The sequence below is a fragment of the Streptosporangium sp. CA-135522 genome (genome assembly GCF_050949235.1).
GTDB lineage: Bacteria > Actinomycetota > Actinomycetes > Streptosporangiales > Streptosporangiaceae > Streptosporangium.
Genome location: NZ_CP192026.1, coordinates 9,450,519 through 9,471,471, shown reverse-complemented (window position 1 = coordinate 9,471,471; position 20,953 = coordinate 9,450,519). Strand labels below are relative to the sequence as shown.

Below are 20,953 nucleotides of genomic sequence, written 5' to 3'. Positions count from 1 at the left end.
TGACCGAGGTCAGGGTTCCGGCCGGGGAGCCGGGCCCGGGCGATCCCGGTCGCGCGGGCGGGCCACGCGCGACCGGCGGACGCGTGTCAGCGCACCGGCGACCAGCCCGGCGACCGCGACCACGCCGAGGACGAGGACGAGGTTGACCCCGTAGTCCAGCGGCAGCTGGGAGGGGTTGTCGGCGCGGCGGCCGAAGCCCAGGACCATGGGGAGCGCGACGAGGGCGACCAGCGCGCCGATCACCATCGCCGCCCGGTACGGCCACCGCATCCGGTGAGCGAGGAGTCCGACCGCGAGCACCAGCGGCACGAGCAGCAGGTCATGTGCGACGACGAGGCCGCCGAACCACATCACCCAGCTCAGCGGCCGGGTCTGGTCGGCGTCGGCGAGCAGCCCGGCGAATCCCAGCACGACCAGTCCGATTCCGGCCGCGTAGCCGATCGCCCTCATGAGACCACCACCTTCCCGACCCACTTGGTCTGCATGACACCGGGCCGGTTCGGCGCGATGAGCCGCAGCGGATAGCCGTGTTCCAGGTGGAGCGTCTGGCCGTTGACGCGCAGGGCGAGCAGGGTGAGCGGATCGTTCCAATGAGGTGGTCGCAGCTCACTGGCCCGGTAGACGCCGGAGGGGCGCTCGAACGACTCCACCGTGACCACGGCGTCGGGCGCCGCACCCGCCACCAGGTCGCGCAGCCGGACGCCGGTCCAGCGCGCCGACGCGCTCCAGCCCTCGACGCAGGCGATCGGCAGCTCGACCGTGTGCTGCGGCAGCCGTAGCAGGTCCTCGTAGGAGTATTCGGCCCGGACCGCGCCGGTGACGACCAGGCGGTAGTCCGCGCCGACCGGTTTGACCCCGGCCGCCTGGGCGGTCCGGTTGACCGGCAGGCCCTGCGGGCCGATCCCCGGATTTCGCGGCGCGAGCACGGCGAGCCGTTTGAGCGGCGCGAACGTCTCGCCCACGGTGAGCAGCACGGTCAGTCCGGAGGCGGCGGCGATGGTGAGCAGGAAGCCGCGGCGGCTCGGCTCCAGCGGCACAGGGACGGACCGGCGCACCTTGGACCACTCATTGGCGACGTGGACGATCAGGGCGCCGTAGACGATGAACGAGGTCCAGTAGTGCGCGGTCGGGAAGAAGAACGACCAGGGGTAGGTGTAGGCGATGTTCAGCAGGCCGGTGACCAGCTGGAACAGCGACCCGGCGACCAGCAGCAGGACGAGCGCGCGCTCGACCGCGTGCCCAGCGGAGCGCAGCGGCGGCCACTGCCACAGCTTCGGGTAGACCGTCCACAGCTTGGCCAGCAGCAGCGGGATCGTGGCCAGCCCGCCGATGACGTGTATCCCCTGGGTGAGTCGATACAGCCAGACGGGCCGTGACGGCCAGTCCAGCCAGGGCGGCGGATGTTGCAGGAAGTGGCTGAACAGGCCGGTGATCAGGGCGAGGGTGAAGCTGATGCCCAGCAGCACACCGAGCCGCGCGGCCACGCCCTCCGAGCGCAGCCCGCTGGTGAACACCACCTTCTCCATCAGCGCAGGCTTGCGAACCATCGTCCTGCCTCCTTCCATGAGTCTACGCAGGCGAAACCGTTGCGCCAGGCGAGGGTTCCCAGGTCGGAGACCGAAACGGTGGCCCAGCCGAACCACGCGCCGGCGAGCTCCCGGCCGCGCAGCCGTACCCGCTCGACACGCCCGGCCGTCCCCGGCGGCTCCACCTCGGCGATCACCTCGCCACCCGGCCGGACCAGCTCGCGGACCCTGCGGAGCAGGGCGTCCGGGTCGCCGCCGATCCCGATGTTGCCGTCGGCCAGCAGCGCGGTGGCCCAGCGGCCGTGTCCGGGCAGCCGCTCGAAGACGTTCCGGCAGATCGCCCGGCCTCCGGCACGCCGGGTGAGGTGGACCGCGTAGGGGGCCACGTCGACGCCCAGGGCCGGCACTCCTCGTCGCGCGAGCGCGACGGTGAGGCGTCCGGGACCGGAACCGACGTCCAGGGTGGGGCCGTCGCACCGCGCGAGCATGGCCTCGTCCCCGTCGATCGGGGTGAGCCAGCGGGCCGAGTCGAGCGGCGCGGTCCGGCCGTCGGCGTACTCGATCTCCACCGCGGCCCCGGCCAGGGACCTCTCGTAGAGTTGCCCGATCACCGAGCCGCCCCTGTGTTCAATGTGGCCAGGACGGCGGCGAAGCGGGACGACGGCGCCTCGGCCGCCACCGCCACGGCGTCGTCCACGGTGTCCACATCCCTCAGGGTGGGCAGCATCCCCACCGACAGGCCCGCCGCGCGCAGCCGCCGCAGCTGCGCGGCACCGGTCGTGGGCCGCGACATCGGCACGCCGAGCAGCAGCGCGGGGTCGGGGCGGCGCAGGCCGAGCAGCCAGAACCCGCCGTCGGCGGCGGGACCGAACACGGCGTCGCAGGTGGCCAGCGCGGCCACCGCGCAGGCCAGCAGCGGCGAGGTGACCTGCGGGGTGTCCATGCCGATCAGGACGACGGGCAGCGGACGAGCCCGGTAGGCGTCGTCGAAGGCGGCGGCGAGCCGCTCGTCCAGCCCGTTGCCCCGCTGTGGCAGTACGGCGAAGCCCGGAGGCAACCAGGGGCCGGTGCCGCCGCGCAGCACGAGCACCCGGCGGCGCACCGGGACCCCCGCCACCGCCCCCAGGGTGTCCGCCAGCGCGGCGGTGGCCAGGGTCGCGGCCTCCCGAGGGGTGAACGGCGGGGTGAGCCTGGTCTTGACCCGCCCCGGCACCGGCTCCTTGGCGATCACGACGACCTGCCCCGGCACGGGCTCCCCGGCGACGACGTGCCCCGGCTGGGGTTCCCCTGCGACACCGTGCTCCGGCAGAGGTTCCCTGGCGACGACGTGCCCCGGCAGGAGTTTCCCGGCGGCATCGTGTTCCGGCGGGGGTCCGCTGGCGACGAGGTGCCCCGGCTGGGGTTTCCCGGCGGCATCGTGTTCCGGCACGTGCTCTTGAGCGGTGCCGGAGGCCTGGCCGTCACCATCGGCGGCCCGTCCCCTCGCGTCCCGATCCGCGTCCCGATCATCGCTCACACCGTGCCGCCCGACTCGCCCAGGACCCGGCGCATGTCGCCGACCGCGCGCAGCGTGCCGCGCACGGTCCCGGTGACCTTGGACCGCCCGGTGCGGGGCAGGTAGTCCACCGCGGTCTCGGTGATCCGCCAGCCTCCGCCGGCCGCCCGCAGGACCATCTCCAGCGGGTAGCCGAAGCGCCGGTCGGTCAACCCCAGGGCCACGAGGTCGGCCCGGCGGCAGGCCCGCATCGGGCCGATGTCGCGCAGCCGCGTGCCCGTACGGCGGGCCAGCCGCCAGCCGAGGAAGGCGTTGCCCAGCCGCGCGTGCAGCGGCCAGGCGGCTCCCGGGCCGGGCACCCGCCTGCCGAGCACCAGGTCGGCCCGGCCCGAGACGACCGGCCCGGTCACCCTGGGCAGCTGGCCGGGGTCCAAAGACGCGTCGGCGTCCATGAAACACACCACCTCGCTCGTCGCGGCAAGCAGGCCCGCGTGGCAGGCGGCGCCGAACCCGCGCCTGGGCTCGCTCACCACCAACGCCCCCAGCTCGGCCGCGATCCGCGCCGATCCGTCGGTGGAGCCGTTGTCCACCACGATCGGGCGGTAGCCGTCCGGCACGCGCCCCAGCACCCACGGCAGGGCCTTCTCCTCGTCCAGGCACGGGAGCACCACATCGATCTCCATGCTTGCGACGCTAGAGCCGACAGGGCCCGTCAACCCTTACGGAGTGATGACGTGTCGCGAGAAAATCCCAGGTCAGGCCTAATGTGATGGGGTGATCAGAAACTCCCGGCAACAGGTCAGGGGCCTTTCTGCGGTGTATGGCCCGTTTCGGGGGAACGCCGGTCCCCGCGACCGGGGGAGCCGGGCGGCGCTCGTGGCCTGGGCCTCGCTCATCGTCGTGGCGTTCACGGTGGGGGCCGTTCTGCACGCCCGTGGCATGTTGCCCATCGACCACCTGCCACCGCTGCACGCTCAGGCGCGCCCGCCGGCGCTCTCGCTCCTGCCCGCCCTGCTCCTGGCCGCCCTAGCGGTCACCGTGCTCCCCGCCGTCGTCGCGCGGTCCCGCTTCGGGACGGCCCTGCTCGCGGCATACGGCGTGGCCCTCGCCTGGACGGTGCTGCTGGCCCTCTCCGGCGACGGCCTGGCTCAGCCGTTCACCAGCCGTTACGAGTACCAAGCGGTGCTGCCCGCCGTGGGGGACGACCCGCTCGGCTGGCTCGCCTCCTTCACCGAGCGGCTCCCCGGCTATCCCACCCACGTGCGCGGACATCCGCCGCTTGCGGTGCTGGTGCTGTGGGCGCTGGCGAGGGTCGGGCTGCCCGGACCGCTGCCGGCGGCGGTGCTGGTCGTCGTGGTGGGCTGCTCGGCGACCGTGGCCGTCGCGGTCACCGTCCGGCGCCTGGCGGGGGAGGAGGCCGCCCGCCAGGCTCTGCCGTACCTCGCCCTGACCCCCGCCGCGGTCTGGATCGCCACCACCATGGACGCCTTCTTCGCGGGGGTGGGCGCCTGGGGTGTCGCCCTGCTGGTGTCCGGCGGCAGGGCCCGGGTCCCGCTCGGGGCGGCGGCGGGGGTGTTGCTGGGGGCCCTGCCGTACCTCAGCTACGGGCTCGTGCCCTATCTGCTGATCCCGGTGGTCGCCGCCGCGGTCGCGCGGATCACCCGCGCGACCGTGATCGCCTGCCTGGCGGGGGCGGCGGCGGTCACGGCCGCCTTCGCCGCGGGCGGGTTTCGGTGGCCGGCGGGGGTGCTCGCCACTCACGCGGAGTGGGCCGCCGACCCAGGCGCGACCCGGCCCTACCTCTACTTCCTGATCGCCAACCTGGCGGTGCTGGCCCTGCTGACCGGCCCCGCGACCGCCGCCGGCCTGGTGCGGACCGTACCCGGCGGTGTGCGCGCGCTGGTCGCCGCGGCGATCGTGGCCGTGCTCGCCCTCGACGTCAGCGGGGTGACCAGGGGGGAGGTGGAGCGCATCTGGGTCCCCTACGCCGTCTGGATCGTCCTGGCCGCAGCGGCGTCTCCCGGCCGCCGGTGGCTCGCCGCCCAGGCTCTGACCGGGCTCCTGCTGCAGGGGCTCGTCGCCTCCCCGTGGTGATCGGTCCGGCCGGGCGGTGGAGGACTTTCCGCGCCGATCGGTCCGTCAGGTAGGGGAGGACTTTCCGCGCTGATCAGCCCAGCCGGGCGGTGCCGATCAGCCCAGCCGGGCGGTGGAGAACTCCTTCATCCCGTCCGCGAACGGGATCGCCGCGCGAAAGCCGAGCTCCGCCGCCGCGCGCTGCGGGCCGGCGACGATGTGCCGCACGTCGCCCAGCCGGTATTCGCCGGTGGTCACGGGGGCCGGGCCGCCTCGCTCGCCGGCGAGGGCCGCGGCCATCTCGCCGACCGTGTGCGGCTCGCCGCTGGCGATGTTGTAGGCCGACAGCGTGCCCGGGGCTCGAGTGCCGAGCCCGCCGAGCGCCGCGAGGTTGGCCCTGGCCACGTCACGCACGTGCACGAAGTCCCGGCGTTGGCGGCCGTCCTCGAACACGCGCGGGGCCCGGCCCGCCTCCAGCGCCGACCGGAAGATCGCCGCCACCCCCGCGTAGGGGGTGTCCCGCGGCATCCGCGGCCCGTAGACGTTGTGATAGCGCAGAGCCACGGCGACGCCGCCCGTCTCCCGTGCCCAGTTCGCCGCCAGGTGTTCCTGGGCGAGCTTGGTCGTGGCGTAGGCGTTGCGCGGGTCGGCGGGGGCGTCCTCGCCGATGGCGGCAGGGCTCACCGCCAGCCCGCACCGCGGGCACCGCGGCTCGAAATCTCCCCGGGCGAGATCATGCTCGGCTCTCGGCCCCGGCCGTACCCCGCCGTGTTCGGCGCACTCGTAGGCGCCCTCGCCGTACACCACCATCGACGAGGCCAGCACCAGCCGCTCGACACCGTGCCCGGCCATGGCGGCCAGCAGCGTGGCGGTGCCCAGGACGTTCGTCGAGGCGTAGTCCGGAAGGTCGGCCACGTTCACTCCCAGCCCCACCTTCGCCGCCTGGTGCACCACGGCGTCGACGCCGCCCAGCACGCGGTCGAGCGCCGCTCTGTCCCGGACGTCCCCGCCGCCGTCGCGCAGGTCGAGGCCGACGACCTCGTGTCCGGCCTCCTCCAGGGCCTCGACCACGTGACTTCCGATGAACCCGGCGGCGCCGGTGACCAGTGTCCTCATGCGGCGACGCTATCCCCGCCCGCCGCGGCGCGGGGGAGGCGCGGCCGTGGCGTTCGCACCTCGTAAGAATCGGCCCACGGACGCCCGGCCTGGTCGATGTCGGCCCGCGGACGTCCGGCCCGGGTCGATGTCGGCGGGCATCCGGTCCGGTCGATGTCCTCAGGTGTCCGGGCCGGTCACTACCCGCGGACGCCCGGCCCGGTCACTGCCCGCGGATGCCGCTGATCAGTCGGATGAGCTCGGCGCGCAGCGCCTCGGGGTCCTCCACCCGGTCGGTGATGATCCGTTCGGCGGAGTCGCCCGCCAGGAGCGCGGTGTAGGTCCGCTCTCCCCGGGAGGTGCGGCTCACCATCACGCGACGCCGGTCGGCCGGGTCGCGCTCCCGGCTGATGTGCCCGTCGCGTTCGAGCCGGTCGAGCACCGGGCGGATCGTCTGCTCCTCGACGTAGGTGCGGGCCGCGAGCTCCCGCTGGGTCTGCGGGCCGTCCTCGAGCGCGTTCAGGGTGAGGAAACCCGCGTGGGTGAGGCCGTGTTCGGCGAGCACGGCGTTCCACTCGCGCTCCACCAGACGCGCGGCGACCAGAAGGAGGCGGCCGGTCGGCCAGGACGCGTGGTCGTCCACGAAACTCCATCTGCCGGTGCTCGGATGAAACCCTGAGGCCACGTTATCCGAAGGAAGCTAAGGGTACTTAGCATTGGATTCCGAGGAGGCGGCCGGGTTGAGCACGACGACATCACCACGGGCGGAGCACGCGAGCGGCCGGGCACGGTGGGCGGGACTCGCCTTCATCGCGCTGGCCGTGGCAATGATCATCTCCAGTGCGACGATCACCAACGTGGCCGTCCCGCAGCTCATCGGTGATCTCCGGCTGAGTTCGACGGGCGCGCAGTGGGTTCAGGAGGCCTATGCGCTGGTGTTCGCCGCGCTTCTGCTCACCTTCGGACGCCTGGCCGACCGGCTGGGGCGCCGGCGCCTGCTCCTGGCCGGGGTGACGCTGTTCGCGGCGATGTCCCTGCTCGCCTCGGCGGCGGTCAGCGGCCCGATGCTCGTCGGAGCACGCATCCTGCAGGGCATCGGCGGAGCCATGATCTTCCCCACGACGCTGTCGCTGCTGAACGCGGGGTTTCGCGGCAGGGACCGGGCGACCGCGTTCGCCGTCTGGGGCGCCACGATCGGCGGGATGGCCGCGGTCGGGCCGCTGATCGGTGGCTGGCTCACCACCGACCTGTCCTGGCGCTGGGCGTTCGGGGTCAACATCCCCGTCGCCGTCGCCGTGGTGATCGGCGTCCTGGCGTTCGTGCCGGAATCGCGCGAGCTCGACGGCAGGGCCGGTGCCGACGTGACCGGCGCGGCGCTGTCGACCCTCGGATTCGGCCTCCTGGTGTTCGGCCTGGTCGAGGGCCGGGTCTACGGCTGGTGGTCGGCCATCGAGACGTTCACCGTCGGTGGCTGGAGCTGGCCGCTCACGATCTCGCCGGTGCCGGTGGCCTTCGCCGCCTCCGCGCTGGCCTTGACCGTCTTCGTGCTGGTGGAACGGGCCCGCAATCGGGGAGAGCGGGTCGCGCTGCTGGACCTGTCGCTGTTGGCCATCCCCTCCTTCCGCAACGGCAACGTCGCCGCGCTGATCGTCAGCCTCGGCGAGTTCGGCGTGCTGTTCGCGCTTCCGCTGTGGATGCAGTTCGTGCTCGGCTACTCGCCGCTGCAGACGGGCGTCGCCCTCCTCCCGCTCGCGGTGGGTTCCTTCGCGGCCAGCGCCTTCGCCTCCCGTATGGCGCGGTCCCGCGGTCCCGCGTTCACCGTGCGCGTCGGCCTGGTGCTGGAGATCGTCGGCATCGCCGGGCTCGGCCTCGTGGTCTCCGCGGGCACCCCGTGGGCACTGCCGGTGCCGTTCCTGTTCTGCTACGGCATGGGCATCGGGCTGGCCACCGCGCAGCTCACCGGCGTGGTCCTGTCCGAGGTCCCGGTCGAGCGCAGCGGTCAGGGCTCGGGCACGCAGAGCACGGTCAGGCAGGTCGGCTCGGCTCTCGGTATCGCCGTGCTCGGCACGTTGCTCTTCGCCGGGCTCGGCGCGGACCTCGACCAGCGGCTGGGCGGAGTGAACGGGATGGACGCCACGCGACGCGAGCAACTCGTCTCCGCCGTGCAGCGCAGTGCCGGTGGGGCCATCGCGGGTCTGTCCCGGCAACCGGAGGTCGCCCGCGCCGCCAGGCAGGCTCTCGCGACCGGCACCCGCTACGCGGCGTTCGGCGCGGCGGGCTTCCTCACCCTCGGCCTGCTGGCCAGCCTGTCACTGGGCGGCCGGCGCGCCGAGGACTGACGGTTGCGCCGTGGTCACCAGGATGTGGTCACCAGGAACATGGTCACCGGGGAGGGGCGCGGCCGACGAAGAGAAGCCGCCGCCCCGCCGCGGTCGACGAAGAGAGGCCTCGGCGTGCGGGCGGGCCGGTCGCAACCGGCTCAGAGGAGCCTGGCGGCCTTGCACGCGGCACGGACGGCCGGCGTGCAGATCTCCTGGACGGTCCAGAAGCCGTCCTTGACCACGGTGTCCTTGATGTTGTCCTTGGTGACCACGATCGGCTGGATGATCTGGGTGGGGATGGAGGAGGAGGTCCCGTTGCCCACGGTGCCATCGTCGCCTCCGCCGCCCGTCACCGCCTTGCCCGAGCCGAGGTCGACGGCCATCCGGGCGGCGTTGCGGGCCTCCGGCTCGATCGGCTTGTAGACGGTCATCGTCTGGGTGCCCAGCAGGATGCGCTGGACGGCCGCGAGTTCGGCGTCCTGGCCGGTCAACGGCGTGCCCTCGCCGACCCCGGTGTCGCGCATCGCGCGGGCGACGCCGCCGGCCATGCCGTCGTTGGCGGAGTACACCCCGATGACCTTGGCCGCGCCGAGTGCGGTGAACGCGTCCGCCGCCTCGGCGCCGGCCCGGTCGGGGCTCCAGTCCGGGATGTCGTACTCCTTGCCGACGACCACCTGGCCGTCGAGGACCGAGTGGACGCCCTTGCGGTAGTCGTCCACGTTCGGGTCGGCCGGCGAGCCGTTGACCATCACGATCGGCCCCCGCCTGGGATCGCCTCCCGCCCTGAGCGCGTCGAGCAGGGCCTGTCCCTGCATCTTGCCGATCTGGATGTTGTCGAAGGAGGTGTAGGCGTCGATCGGCCCACCGGCCAGGCGGTCGTAGGCGATGACCTTCACCCCCCGGCCGCGGGCCCGGAACACCGCCGGCGTGATCGCCTTGGCGTCCACCGCGTCCAGGATGATCACCTTGACGTCGCCGGCGAGCATCGAGTCGAACTGCTGCCGCTGCCGTTCGGCGTCCTGGTCGGCGTTGCCGTAGACGACCTGGCAGCCGGGGCAGAGCGCGGTGATGTCCCGCGTGATGTAAGGGCGGTCGAACTTTTCGTAGCGTGCCGTCCTGGACTCCGGCAACAGTAGGCCGATCTTGAAACCGCCGGCCACGGTGCTTCCGACGTCGCCGGAAGCCGAGGCGTCGCCGTCACCCCAGCCCTTCCCGGCGGCCCCGCAGGCGACCGTCCCGAACGCCATGGCAAGGGCCATCCCGCCCATCACCAGGCGAGTTACCGCTCTCTTCACTGCCAACCCCCCGAAATTCCCCCAAACATACACAAAACGGGCAGATGGTGTCATCGGCGGGCGATCGCCGGCGGTGTGAGGAGTTCGCCGCGCATCGCCTCGTGGAGGCCGTGGTAGGCCGTGTCGCGGGCGCCGGAGGGATCCTGGCGCTCCCAGGTCCTCCTCATCCGCAGTTCGGTCGCGGTGAGGTGGGCGACGGCGGCCTCCGCGACGTCGGCGCCCCCGATCAGGAACAGCGCGTTGGCGGCCTCCCGCCAGGCGAGCTCCGCGACGTGCATCCGCTCGACGACTTCGGGGGAGACGTGTTGTGGGCTGGAAAGCAATTCATCATAAAGTGCCTGAATCTCATGATATAGCCGGTCCCAGGTCGACCAGTAGCCCAGGTACGCCTCTCGGCGTTCCTGGCGGAGCTGGGTCGTGCGCTCGTTCAGGAGGCGTCGATCCTCGTTTCGCGCCTGCCATCGCTGATTGAGAATAACGGTGACGAAACCGACGGTTCCGGTCAGTAACCCGCCGCCGAGTGTGCCGGCTAGAGCGAACCATCCGGAGACGACGTCGGCCGTGGCCGCGAACGCGGTCACGAGACGACTTCCGAGAGAAATTCGAGTTCAGGGCCGGTGGGAGCGTACGGTGAACCAGTCATGACCCCAGTTTTCCGATTGGCGGCATTCTGGTCCACCGGAAGCCGTCAAGTGCCGTCATCGCGAAGGCATCGCTGTGGCGCGTTCCTTTTGGAACAGCACTCTTCGTCGATTCGGTCCTGATATTTATCGGCTACCGGTGAAACTATTCAATGCCTTCATTTTTGTAGTTAGAATAAAATTTCCCCGATTGCCGGGCTGGTGCAGGAGTGTTTCCAGCGTGAGCGCCGACATCGCAGAACCCGAGCCTCAACGCCCGCCCGAGTGGCCGGCCACGCTCGATGTCGACGCCTTGGTCGAAGGTGGCTGGCGGCCACGGCCGTTCCAGCAGTTCCTGCTCAAAGTGCACAGCCGCTGCAACCTGGCCTGTGACTACTGCTACGTCTACACCATGGCGGACCAGAGCTGGCGGTCACGCCCGATGGTCATGCCCATGAGCCTGGTCGCCGTCGCGGCTCGCCGGATCGCCGAGCACGCGCGGGCGCACGGCCTCACCTCCGTACGGATCATCCTGCATGGCGGCGAGCCGCTGCTGGCCGGCGGCCGATACCTGTCCGAGGCCGTCAACGCCGTCCGCGCCGTGTGCGCCCCCGACGTCCGGGTCGAGGCCGCCGTGCAGACCAACGGCGTCCTCCTGGACGAAGACGTCCTGCGCCTGTTCGGCGAGCTGGACCTGCGGGTGGGGGTCAGTCTCGACGGAGGCCGGCGGGACAACGACCGCCACCGGCGCTACGCCGACGGGCGCGGCAGCCACGACGCCGTCGCCGGAGCCCTGCGTCTGCTGATGAGCCCCGCCCACCGGCGGCTGTACGGAGGGCTGCTCTGCACGATCGACCTCGACAACGATCCCGTCGAGACCTACGAGGAACTGCTCGCCTTCGAGCCGCCGGTGATCGGCTTCCTGCTCCCGCACGGCACGTGGTCCTCCCCGCCCCCGGGGCGCACGGCCGACCGGACGCGCACGCCGTACGCCGACTGGCTGATCCAGATCTTCGACCGATGGTACGGCGCACCCCGGCAGGAGACGGACGTGCGGCTGCTGAGGGAGATCATCTACCTGCTGCTCGGACGCGAGTCGGCGAGCGAGGCGGTCGGCCTGACCCCGTCGAGTCTCGTGGTGGTCGAGACCGACGGAGGCATCGAGCAGCTCGACGCGTTGAAGGTGGTCGAGCAGGGGGCTCCCGCCACGGGGATGAACATCGTCGACCACTCCTTCGACGCCGTCCTGCGCCATCCGGGCATCGTCGCCAGGCAGCTCGGCCGGGCGGCTCTGAGCGAGACGTGCCAGAGCTGCGACCTGGCCCGCGTCTGCGGGGCCGGCCTCTACCCGCACCGCTACCGCGAGGGAAGCGGTTACCTCAACCCCTCGGTCTACTGTCCCGACCTCTACCGGCTCATCCAGCACATTCGCACCCGCCTTCAGCTTGATCTCCAGAGGAGACGACAAGGGTGATCCAGAGGTACGTCATCCCCGGGGACGTCTTCACCGCGCTGGCCGAGGGCGGAGGAGGAATGAACGGGATCCGCTTCCTCGCCGGCACCCAGCGCAGCAAGCACCTGTTGCTGCTGCGCAGCGTGGTCGCCACCGCGGCCAAGATCGATCACCATCGCGCCGGGGAGATGGAGGAGGCGTACGGCCTCCTGGCGGCGCTCCAGGCCGACCATCCGGACCTGGTCGAGCCGGTGCTCCGCCATCCCACCGTCGGCACCTGGGCGCTTCGGACCCTGCACGCGCTGTCGACCAAGACGGGCGGGCCCCTCTCGTTCGCCTACCTGCCGGCCATGGCCGCGGCGGCGGCGCTGCGCTCCGGGGTGGAGTGCGCCGTCGACTTCACCGTCCACGGCAGCCGGGTGGTCCTTCCCTCGCTGGGCGTCGCCCGCCTGCCGGTGGCCGGGCGCCGTAGCGCGACGCGGGTGACCGTACGGTCCGCGGCGGGCGCCGGAGAGGTGCTCGGGGACGGCAGGAGCGTCGTCGTACCCGCCGAGCCGTACCGCTATGCCGAGGGCTGGACGGGGCTACGGACGTTCACCGTCCGCGAGGGGGCCGAGCCGCTCACCGTCACCCTCGACGACCTCGATCCCTACCGGCTGCCCAAGGGAGGGCCGGCGGGCCGGCAGGGGCCGGTCGCCGCGCGGCGGTGGGAGCGGGTCCTGGAAGAGGGGTGGAGTCTCCTGGTCGCGCACCACCCCAAGGTGGCCGCGGAGATATCGGCGGCGACGACCACCCTGGTCCCCATGCGATCCCCCGCGGGACGCCAGGTGAGCGCCACCTCGCGGACCGCGTTCGGGGCGGTGGCGCTGTCCCTGCCGAAGGACGGGCGGACCCTGGCCTCGGTGCTGGCGCACGAGGTGCAGCACGCCAAGCTGTGGGCGCTGCTGGATCTCCTCCCGCTGGTCAACGCGGCCGAGGAGCCGGACTGGCCGCGCTGGTACGCCCCCTGGCGGGACGACCCGCGCCCGCTGGTCGGCCTGCTGCAGGGCGCCTACGCGCACCTCGCGGTGGCGGACTTCTGGCGGACCCAGCGCTTCCTCGACCAGGGGGAGCAGGCTCTGCGTGCCCACGCCGACTACGCGCGGTGGCGCCAGCAGACCGGGGAGGTGGTGACCACCCTGCTGGAGAGCGGCCGGTTGTCGCCGGCCGGGGTCGAGTTCGTGACGGGGATGGCCGCGACCCTGGAGAGCTGGAAGGGGGACGACATCCCCTTCGACGCGATGAGGCGGGCACGCGCGGCCGCCCTGAACCACCGCGCGCAGTGGGGGCGGCGCCACCCGGGGCCCGGCCGGGAGAGCTGAGGCGCGGGCCACCCGGGGCCGGGTAGGGAGGGCTGATGGGAGAGCCGGGGCGCGGGCCACGGGGCCCCGGCCGGAGACCGTGGCGCCGGCCGTGAGAGGCCGGCGGGAGAGCCGGGACCGGTCAGAAGGGCGTCGGTTCGAAGTCGAAGTCGAGTCGGTCGCCGTTCCGGGCGAACCGGACGTCGATGTAGTTTTCGCCCAGCATGCGGACGTAGCGTTCGACGGTGTCGTTACGCAGCTTGCCGGCCTCCGGCCGGTGCCCGAGCGTCGCGAGATCGATGGACAGGTTAGAGGCGCAGGCCAGGGTGTGGGGGTGGTCCAAACCCAGCACCGCGCGGAAGCGCCGTAGCGTGTCCTCGCCGAGCTGCCGCGCGCCTTCGGTGTCGCCCAGGTCGGCCAGCGCGCTGGCCAGGTTGGTGGCGCACGTCAGCGTGTAGTGGTGGTCGGCCCCGATGCTGTCGTTGCGCAGGAAGCCGTCCATGGCCTTCTCCAGCAGCTTCCTGGCGCCGAGGGCGTCCCCGAGCTGGCGGCGGACCACCGCGAGGTTGAGCGCGCACCCATGGGTGAACGGATGATCGATGCCCAGCACCCTCCCGTAGCGGTCCACGGTCTGCTCGATCAGCTCGGCCGCCGCGGAGAGCTCCCCCGCCAGGCGTTGGGCGTTGCCGAGGTTGATGGCCGCGGCCAGGGATTCGGGGTGGTTGTCGCCGTACACCCGCCGGTATCGGGCGTCGACCTCCTTGGCGAGCTCGAAGGCCTCGGCCACGGCTCCCGCCTTCCGCCGGATCACCGACAGGTCCTTGGCCTGGAGCAGGATGGAGGGGTGGTTCTCCGCCATCACGCGCTGCCGGACGATCTCCTGATAGGTGAGGTAGACCCGTTCGGCCCGCTGCCTGGCCTCCCCGTAACGTCCGATCAGACGCAGGTCGCGAGCCAGGGCGGCGCTGGTGGAGACGACCCTCGGGTGGTCGTCGCGGCCGTAGTAGTAGTCGCTGCGATCCTGGTAGAGGTCCTCATGGAGGCGGAGCGCCTCTTCGTAGCGGTTGGTGAGGGAGTAGTCGACGGCGAGGTTGTTGACCGCGTTGAACGTCTCGGGATAAGCCCTTCCGAAGACCTTCCTGTGCAGCTCCAGCGAGACCTCGTCGAGTTCGAGGGCGGCGTTGAAGTTGCCGCGGGCCCGCAGGAGCCCTCCGTAGGTGTTCGTCAGGCCGAGGGTCTCCTCGTGCTCCAGCCCCAGCGTCGCCCGCATCCTCGGGAGGATCTCCTCGCTGAGGGCGAAGGCCTCGTCGAACCTGCCCGTGGCGAACAGGAGGTTCACCTTGTGCCGCGACATCACCAGCACGTGCAGGTCGTCCGTCCCGCTGGCGACGGTCCACTCCTTGAGCGCGTTCTCGGCCATGACCTCGCAGGAGGCGAAGTCGCCCGTCATGAACAGGTAGCGCACCATGTTGGTGGCCAGCCGCCGGATGTCCGCCCGGTGACACGACAGGAGGGCGGAGGGGTCGGCGTGGGCGACGAGCTCGGCGTACTTGGGCCAGTTCTCCACGTCGTCGGGGACGTCGGGGGCGGCGGCCTCCAGCAGGAGGTGGACGTCGTGGCGGATGACCTCCTGCTCCTCCTCGGAGAGGTTCTTGCGGATCAGGGTCTGGATGATCCGGTGCATCTGCAGGGTGCGGCGGAAGTTGTCGATCCGGACCAGGGAGTAGCGGCCGAGCTCCCGGATCGCCCGGTTCCTCTGGTAGTGGTCCTGGATGGTGTCGCGCAGCGAGGAGGGGGCGAGCATGAGGTGGCGCTGCTCGATGATCTCAAGGGGGATCGGCTCCGGCCCGAAATAGGCGCAGCGATACAGCAGCTCCAGCGCGTTGGGCATCTGCTCGCGCAGCCGGGCCATCGACAGGCTCCAGGCGGCGGCGACCGTGTGGGGATAGTCGGCGGGCTGGTTCTCCGCCAGGATCTTCTCCGCCTCGGTGTCCAGCAGGTCGAGGTAGGAGGCCACGGACATCGCCGTCTCGGACATCAACGCGCCCGCCTGCTCCAGTGCCAGCGGCAGGTCGCCGAGCTTGTCGGCGAGCTTGTTCGCGTCGGCCGCGGCCACCGCGGGGACCCGCCGCCTGAGGAACTCGAGGCTCTCCTCGCGGGGGAACACCTCGACCTCCAGGATGCGGGCGCGGTTCTGCCAGCGGTGGTTGCGCGAGGTCACCAGGACGTGTCCCGTCCCGCCGGTGGGGATGATGTCGTAGAGGTCCTCGGGCTGGTCGGCGTTGTCGAACACCAGCAGCCAGTCGGGATAGGGGTCTCCGCGCCGGAGCGCGTCGAGCACGGCCGTGACGAGCTCCTCGACGCGGCCGGGGGCGATGCCGGTGATGCCCAGGCGGGGCGCCAGCGCCGCGAGCGTGGACCGGATCAGCGTGGGCTGATCGGCCGACACCCACCACACCACCTGGTATTCGGCCGCGTGGCGGTGGACGTACTCGATCGCCAGCTGGGTCTTGCCCACGCCGCCGTATCCGTGGAGGGTGTGCGGGACCAGGGCCGTCACCTCGCTGGTCACCCGCTGCCTCAGCTGGCCGAGAAGATCGATGCGGCCGGTGAAATTCGGGTTGCGCTGTGGGACGTTTCCCCAAATGATCGGTGCCGACGAACCCGTCATCCCAGAGACGCCGCCGGTCTCGGACACAGCCATATCGGGCCTCCTACGCGAAACGCAACTCCGACCATGCTAACCAGAACTTAGCCAAATAATTGGCCGCCTGGAAATTAGGGTGAACTGTAATCGGATATAGAATTCATCCTAATTTATTTCGTCTGGTGAGCGGCCGTTTTGGCGACTATGCGGCGGGAGATATTCCCGTATCATCGGGAACGGTGTCCTGTATGGTGCAGGTCGTCCGACGGTGATCCCGGGCAGGCGCGGCCCGGGGAACGGGAGGGAAGCCGGCATGAGCAACACTTTCGCCGAGTTCGAAACGGCCCTGGTGGACGTCAGCGAACTCTCCCTGTCCGACCTCGCCGCGTTCGGCGACTCCGTCCTCGGCCGGGCTCTGGGCCATGTCGTGGCGGATGTCGATGCGGCGAGCAGCCAGGTCGCGGAGTTCGAGTCCGCCCTGTGACCGGTGGCCGGACGGCGTCGCCGTGAACGCGGATGACGCCTCCGGTCGACTGCGCCGCCCATCGGGGGAAGACGGGGGAAAAGGGTGACAGGACCTTCCCGAATCCGCGCCTATCCGTTCGTACGGCGGGCAATTATCATCGGCTCATGGTGCGGGCGCTGCCGAGGGTGCGAAAACGATCGCGCATCGCCGTGTTCCCGTCCCGCGCCGGTGCGCGGGGAAACGAAAGGGTCGGCGCGGACGCCGGCCTCACGCCGAACCGTGAGCCGCCGCCCCCGAACGGGTGCGGCCGGCCTCCCGTGTGCGGCGTGCGCGATAATGTGAAAACCATTCGCGGTAATTCGCGTATGCGTGCTTTCTGTGACATCTTTCCAGGCCTGGGCTTTCGCTCCGGACGAAAGGCGTGATGGCCGTGGAGGAGAGCCCCTACGTCGGCCTGCGAGCCTTCGACGACGGCGACCAGGAGCGCTTCTTCGGCCGAACGGAGGAGTCGCGCACGCTGGCGGCCCTGTGGCTGAGAAACCGGCTGGTCATCCTGCACGGGCCGTCGGGGGTGGGCAAGACCTCCCTGATCCGCGCCGGGGCCCTGCCCGTCCTGGACGCCGCCGCCGACCTGCTGCCGGTCGGGCGGGCCTCGCACGCCTCGGCCTTTCCCCTCGCCGCGCTTCCGCGGCACAACCCCTACACGCTCGCCCTGCTGTCGACATGGTCCCCGGAGGAGTCGCCCATCCGGCTGTCCCGGCTGACGATCAGCGAGTTCCTGCGCACCCGCCCGGTGCGCAAGGACGCGCACGGCGCCCCGCTTCCCGTGCTCGCCGCGATCGACCAGTTCGAGGAGGTCCCCGACGACCCGACCTCCCGATCCGTCCACCAGGAGGACTTCCGCTCCCAGCTGAGCGAGGCGGTCAAGGAGTTCCCGAACCTGCGGCTGCTGATCTCGATCACGGACGGCAGGTTGTCCGCCGTGCTCCCCCTGGAGACGGATCTGGCCGGGCACGACAGGGCGAGGCTGCACCTGCGGCCGCTGAACGCCGAGGCCGCGATCGAGGCGGTGGCCGGGCCGCCGCGCGACAGCGGGTGGTCCTTGGCGCCGGAGGTCGCCCAGAGCCTGGTGGAGAGCCTGCACGGTGCGCGGTGGGAGACGACCTCCGCGGGCGCCTGGGGAGGCGGCGCCGGAATCGAGCCCTGGCGGCTGCAGGTGGTCTGCTCGGAGCTGTGGAGGCGGCTGCCGGCGGACGTCGACGTGATCGCCCCCGGCCACCTGCGTGCCTTCGCCGACGCGGGCCGGGTGCTCGAAAGGTTCTACCGCCGGACGATCCACGCCGTCGCACGCGACTACGGCGTGACCGAGGAGCAGCTGAGGGAGTGGCTGGAACGGGCGTTCCCGGCCGACTCCGCGCCGCGGGGGGAGGTCCGCGAGCCGTACCGGGCCGGAGGCGGCCTGCCCCCCTCCCTGGCCCGGGTCCTGGAACGGCGGCACATCCTGCGGGCGAGACCGGAAGGCGACGCCTGGCGGTACGAACTCCAGGACGAGCTGCTCGCCACGGTCATCCGGCAGCCGAACCGGCCGTGGCCGGCCGACGACGTCCCGTCCGCCGACGAGGACGGCACCGGTCCGGCCGACAGCCTTCGCGCGGCGGAGGACGCCATGGTCGACGGCGAGCTGCTCGTCGCCAGAAGGCACGCCGCCGAGGCGGTCCGCCTGTGCGGACACGACGAGATCCGTCTGCAGGCCGAGGCGCAGTCGATGCTGGGCAACATCGCCTTCCTGCGCGAGCTGCTGGGAGAGGCCGAAGAGTGCTACCAGCGGGCGGCGCAGCTGTTCGAGATGCTGCAGTCGCACGTGGCGGTGGCCCGCCTGCTGGCCGCGATCGGGCGACTTCTGCTCATCAGGGGCGAGTACGCCAAGGCGATCGTCAAGCTCGGCGCGGCGGTCCGGCGGCTCGACGGCGACCTGTCGCTCCGCTCGGAGCTCGCCCGGGCGCTGTGGGGGGCCGGAGACCTGTGGCCGGCGGCGGCCGAGTTCGGCAGGGTGCTGACCGTCGTCCCCAACGAGCCGGAGGCGCTGGCCGGACGCGGCCAGATCCTGGCCGAACGCGGAGATCACCGTGGTGCCCTGCAGGACCTGAGCCGTCTGGACCGGTCACGGCCCGACGTCGCCGCACGACCCGAGGTGCGGGCCGCCCGGGCCCTCGCCCTGGCTCACGTGGGCAGGACCACCGAGGCGGCCGAGGAGATCGACCACGCCGTGGCGGCGGCTCCCTCCAACGGACCGGTGCTCCTGAGGGCAGCCGAGGTGGCGGCACGGTCGCAGCAGCCCGGCCGGGCCGTCTCGCTGCTGCGCAGGGCGCTGCACGCGTCGGATCCCACGCTCTTCCCGCACCAGTTCGGGCATGCGCGAAGCATGCTTCTGAGGCTGGAATCACATGGTTCCGCCGAGTAGCCGGCCGAGTCCCACGCGGTAGCCGGTCGCATTCCACGATGAGCGACCGGTGTTCCATGAAGTGAGCGGTCGGTGTTCCATGAAGTGAGCAGCCGGCATTCCACGGAGTGAGCGGCCGGCCGGATCGCGCGTGCGGCCTTCGACCGAACCGCTTCGGGCGTTTCCCGTGGCTGATCTAATTGCTCTCCATGTTTTGCTCGCGAACGGCACTCCGGTCGGAGGCCTCGCCTTCCGCTGTTGTTGACTGCGCACCAGCAGGTCAGACGGGGGTGGGGGCGAGGGAAACGGCCGAAATACATGCGTCATTCGAAACAGCGGATATATCGGGAAAACTCCATAAAAATCGGCAATTCCTGTGGACCTGGGCGGGTGCGGCTCTCTCCACCGTGGGATCGCGGACCCTGGGCGTCGCCTACCCGCTGCTCGCCCTGGCGGTGATGGACTCGCCCATCTCGGCCGGCTGGGTCGCCTTCGCCTCGACCCTTCCCGGCCTCCTGGTGTACGTCCCCGCGGGTGTCCTGGTCGATCGGTGGGGCTACCGAAGAGTCATGTTGTGGAGTGAGTCACTCCGCGTCCTCGCCGTCGCCAGCGTGATCGCGCCGCTGCTGCTCTGGAACCGGCCGCCGCCGCTGGCCTGGCTCCTGCTGATGGCCTTCATCGAGGGAGGCCTCTGGGTCTTCTACTCGCTGGCCCAGTCCGCGCTGGTCCCCTCGCTCGTCCGGAAGGGACACCTGGCCTCCGCTGTGGCATGGCACGAGGTCAGCAGCCACGTCTCGGTACTCCTGGGCCGCTCGATAGGGGGAGTCCTGCACGGCGTTCACCTGGTCGCGCCCTTCCTGTCGAACATCGTGATGTCGCTCATGTCGCTGTGCACCCTCGCGTTCGTGAAGGACGAGCCTTGGTCACGATCGCCGCGGGCGTCCTTCACCCGCGAGGTGGCCGACGGCGCGGGCAAGCTCTGGAGGCACCCGTTCCTGAGCGTGGCGACGGTCCTGACCGGGATGACCACCGTGATGACGCAGGCGCTCATAATGATCTTCATCAACGCCCTCCCCTCCATGAACCTGGCGCCGATGCTGGTGGGCGTGCTGCTCGCGGCATCGGGCATCGGGGGAGCACTGGGGGCCGGTGTCGTTCCCCGGAGAAGGAGCGTCATGAACAGGATCGTCCACGCCACCGGCCCGGAGACCTCGGCCCGATGGCTCACCTGGCTCGTCGGCATGCTCGCGAACGGCCGGTCGATCCTGCTCGTTCACGCCTGGGTGTGGGTGGGCGCGCTGACGATCGTCCTGTGGTTCGACGGCCCGATCGCCTTCGGAATCGCGATGTTCGTGATGGGCTTCGCCGGATCGCTGAGCAACGTGATGATCAGAACGATCATGGTGCGGGTCGCCCCGGGCAGCCTCGCACGGGTCTTCGGCGTCTCCCGGCTCGTCAGCCACGGCGCGGTGGCGCTCGGACCGCTGGTGGGTGCGGCCCTCGTCGCGGTCTTCAAAGACTGGGCGGTCGGCGTCCTGGCCGTCGCCATGGTCGCCACCGCAGGAGTCGTGACCGTGGTTCCCTCACTGCGCAGAAGCCTGTCCACCGGCGCTCCCGTGACGGCCTGACCGGCGGCGCGTCCGGCCGGGCCGCCGGCGGCGGGTGACGGGCCGATCCGCCGAAGGGTTTCCTCAGGCGCCCGGCCGGTCGTCGAGCCACACGTCCGTCTGGCGGCTCGTGCTCGTCCTGGCCCGTGACTGCGGGGTCGCCCGGGTCTCCGTCACGGTGAAGTCGGCGACCACGTGCCGGTTGTGCAGGAGGAAACCGACCACGCCCGCGATGGCCTGGATGCTGTCACGGGCCCGGGCGTGACCGGTCAGGAGGTAGACCAGTGGCGTGGACGGCTGATCGAGGGCGAAGCGGCGGCCGTGGTGGTGGACGTCCTGAAGGGTCCGGATGGGGACCGGCCGGTCGGTGGTGAACCAGGCCGCGACCTCCCAGAACGACAGGGCCGGATCGGGATTGACCGACTCCTCGTAACAGACCACGCAGCCGCGGCGGGCGTCCTGCCCATGGGGGCACGCCCAGGAGTCGGCGTCGTGCGGCATGTTGCGCTCAGACATGAGCCGACCGTATCTCCCGCATGCCCATGACATGGTCTCCCGGGGATCAGATCTCCACC

18 protein-coding genes are annotated in these 20,953 nt (G+C 71.4%); 7 read left to right on the top strand and 11 right to left on the bottom strand.

Going from position 1 to position 20,953, the window contains the following annotated elements:
* Positions 1 to 9 precede the first annotated feature (9 nt).
* The 5 genes from ACQPYK_RS44560 to ACQPYK_RS44540 are packed head-to-tail and all read right to left on the bottom strand — an operon-like array spanning position 10 to position 3,704.
* Positions 10 to 450 carry a hypothetical protein gene (locus ACQPYK_RS44560; RefSeq protein WP_433246057.1) on the bottom strand — a complete coding sequence of 147 codons (441 nt, stop codon included), beginning with the start codon at positions 448 to 450 and terminating at the stop codon, positions 10 to 12.
* Complete coding sequence (locus ACQPYK_RS44555; RefSeq protein WP_433246054.1) at positions 447 to 1,547, bottom strand: molybdopterin-dependent oxidoreductase; 1,101 nt, start codon at positions 1,545 to 1,547, stop codon at positions 447 to 449. Before ACQPYK_RS44555 ends, ACQPYK_RS44560 begins: the two co-directional genes overlap by 4 nt.
* Positions 1,526 to 2,137, bottom strand: coding sequence for a class I SAM-dependent methyltransferase (locus ACQPYK_RS44550; RefSeq protein WP_433246051.1), 612 nt, complete (start codon positions 2,135 to 2,137; stop codon positions 1,526 to 1,528). Before ACQPYK_RS44550 ends, ACQPYK_RS44555 begins: the two co-directional genes overlap by 22 nt.
* A complete protein-coding gene (locus tag ACQPYK_RS44545) occupies positions 2,134 to 3,042 on the bottom strand; it encodes a TIGR04282 family arsenosugar biosynthesis glycosyltransferase (protein ID WP_433246048.1) in 909 nt (302 codons plus the stop codon). The genes ACQPYK_RS44550 and ACQPYK_RS44545 overlap by 4 nt, the downstream gene beginning before the upstream one ends.
* Positions 3,039 to 3,704: a glycosyltransferase family 2 protein gene (locus ACQPYK_RS44540; RefSeq protein ID WP_433246045.1), complete on the bottom strand. Its 666-nt coding sequence runs from the start codon at positions 3,702 to 3,704 to the stop codon at positions 3,039 to 3,041. Before ACQPYK_RS44540 ends, ACQPYK_RS44545 begins: the two co-directional genes overlap by 4 nt.
* Before the next feature lie 193 nt (positions 3,705 to 3,897).
* Here ACQPYK_RS44540 and ACQPYK_RS44535 point away from each other — a divergent pair, with 193 nt between their 5' ends.
* Positions 3,898 to 5,115: a hypothetical protein gene (locus ACQPYK_RS44535; RefSeq protein WP_433246042.1), complete on the top strand. Its 1,218-nt coding sequence runs from the start codon at positions 3,898 to 3,900 to the stop codon at positions 5,113 to 5,115.
* Positions 5,116 to 5,211: 96 nt separating this feature from the next.
* Here ACQPYK_RS44535 and ACQPYK_RS44530 read toward each other — a convergent pair whose 3' ends face one another.
* Both ACQPYK_RS44530 and ACQPYK_RS44525 read right to left on the bottom strand, forming a co-directional pair.
* Positions 5,212 to 6,210, bottom strand: a complete 999-nt coding sequence (locus ACQPYK_RS44530; RefSeq protein WP_433246039.1) for an NAD-dependent epimerase/dehydratase family protein — start codon at positions 6,208 to 6,210, stop codon at positions 5,212 to 5,214.
* A 202-nt stretch (positions 6,211 to 6,412) separates the two neighbouring features.
* A complete protein-coding gene (locus tag ACQPYK_RS44525) occupies positions 6,413 to 6,832 on the bottom strand; it encodes a MarR family winged helix-turn-helix transcriptional regulator (protein WP_433246036.1) in 420 nt (139 codons plus the stop codon).
* Positions 6,833 to 6,929: 97 nt separating this feature from the next.
* Between ACQPYK_RS44525 and ACQPYK_RS44520 the strand changes: the two genes are divergently transcribed.
* On the top strand, positions 6,930 to 8,528 hold the full coding sequence (locus ACQPYK_RS44520) for an MFS transporter (protein ID WP_433246033.1): 1,599 nt from the start codon (positions 6,930 to 6,932) through the stop codon (positions 8,526 to 8,528).
* 140 nt (positions 8,529 to 8,668) lie between these two features.
* On the opposite strand, the gene ACQPYK_RS44515 is transcribed toward ACQPYK_RS44520, so the two are convergent.
* Both ACQPYK_RS44515 and ACQPYK_RS44510 read right to left on the bottom strand, forming a co-directional pair.
* A complete protein-coding gene (locus ACQPYK_RS44515) occupies positions 8,669 to 9,805 on the bottom strand; it encodes a sugar ABC transporter substrate-binding protein (RefSeq protein WP_433246030.1) in 1,137 nt (378 codons plus the stop codon).
* Between the two features lie 50 nt (positions 9,806 to 9,855).
* Positions 9,856 to 10,386 carry a hypothetical protein gene (locus tag ACQPYK_RS44510; RefSeq protein ID WP_433246027.1) on the bottom strand — a complete coding sequence of 177 codons (531 nt, stop codon included), beginning with the start codon at positions 10,384 to 10,386 and terminating at the stop codon, positions 9,856 to 9,858.
* A gap of 280 nt (positions 10,387 to 10,666) precedes the next feature.
* Here ACQPYK_RS44510 and ACQPYK_RS44505 point away from each other — a divergent pair, with 280 nt between their 5' ends.
* On the top strand, positions 10,667 to 11,899 hold the full coding sequence (locus ACQPYK_RS44505) for an FxsB family cyclophane-forming radical SAM/SPASM peptide maturase (protein WP_433246024.1): 1,233 nt from the start codon (positions 10,667 to 10,669) through the stop codon (positions 11,897 to 11,899).
* Positions 11,896 to 13,239, top strand: a complete 1,344-nt coding sequence (locus tag ACQPYK_RS44500; protein ID WP_433246021.1) for an HEXXH motif domain-containing protein — start codon at positions 11,896 to 11,898, stop codon at positions 13,237 to 13,239. Before ACQPYK_RS44505 ends, ACQPYK_RS44500 begins: the two co-directional genes overlap by 4 nt.
* Before the next feature lie 121 nt (positions 13,240 to 13,360).
* Here ACQPYK_RS44500 and fxsT read toward each other — a convergent pair whose 3' ends face one another.
* The gene (gene fxsT, locus ACQPYK_RS44495; protein ID WP_433246018.1) at positions 13,361 to 15,922 is read right to left on the bottom strand and encodes an FxSxx-COOH system tetratricopeptide repeat protein; all 2,562 of its coding nucleotides are present in this window, start codon (positions 15,920 to 15,922) and stop codon (positions 13,361 to 13,363) included.
* A 256-nt stretch (positions 15,923 to 16,178) separates the two neighbouring features.
* Here fxsT and fxsA point away from each other — a divergent pair, with 256 nt between their 5' ends.
* From fxsA to ACQPYK_RS44480, 3 genes are all read left to right on the top strand, one after another.
* The gene (fxsA, locus tag ACQPYK_RS44490; RefSeq protein ID WP_433246015.1) at positions 16,179 to 16,349 is read left to right on the top strand and encodes an FxSxx-COOH cyclophane-containing RiPP peptide; all 171 of its coding nucleotides are present in this window, start codon (positions 16,179 to 16,181) and stop codon (positions 16,347 to 16,349) included.
* Between the two features lie 406 nt (positions 16,350 to 16,755).
* Positions 16,756 to 18,792 carry a hypothetical protein gene (locus ACQPYK_RS44485; RefSeq protein WP_433246012.1) on the top strand — a complete coding sequence of 679 codons (2,037 nt, stop codon included), beginning with the start codon at positions 16,756 to 16,758 and terminating at the stop codon, positions 18,790 to 18,792.
* 188 nt (positions 18,793 to 18,980) lie between these two features.
* Entirely contained in the window at positions 18,981 to 20,399 is a 1,419-nt protein-coding gene (locus ACQPYK_RS44480) for an MFS transporter (RefSeq protein ID WP_433246009.1), read from the top strand.
* A 63-nt stretch (positions 20,400 to 20,462) separates the two neighbouring features.
* Here ACQPYK_RS44480 and ACQPYK_RS44475 read toward each other — a convergent pair whose 3' ends face one another.
* Complete coding sequence (locus ACQPYK_RS44475) at positions 20,463 to 20,894, bottom strand: hypothetical protein (protein ID WP_433246006.1); 432 nt, start codon at positions 20,892 to 20,894, stop codon at positions 20,463 to 20,465.
* Positions 20,895 to 20,953 lie beyond the last annotated feature (59 nt).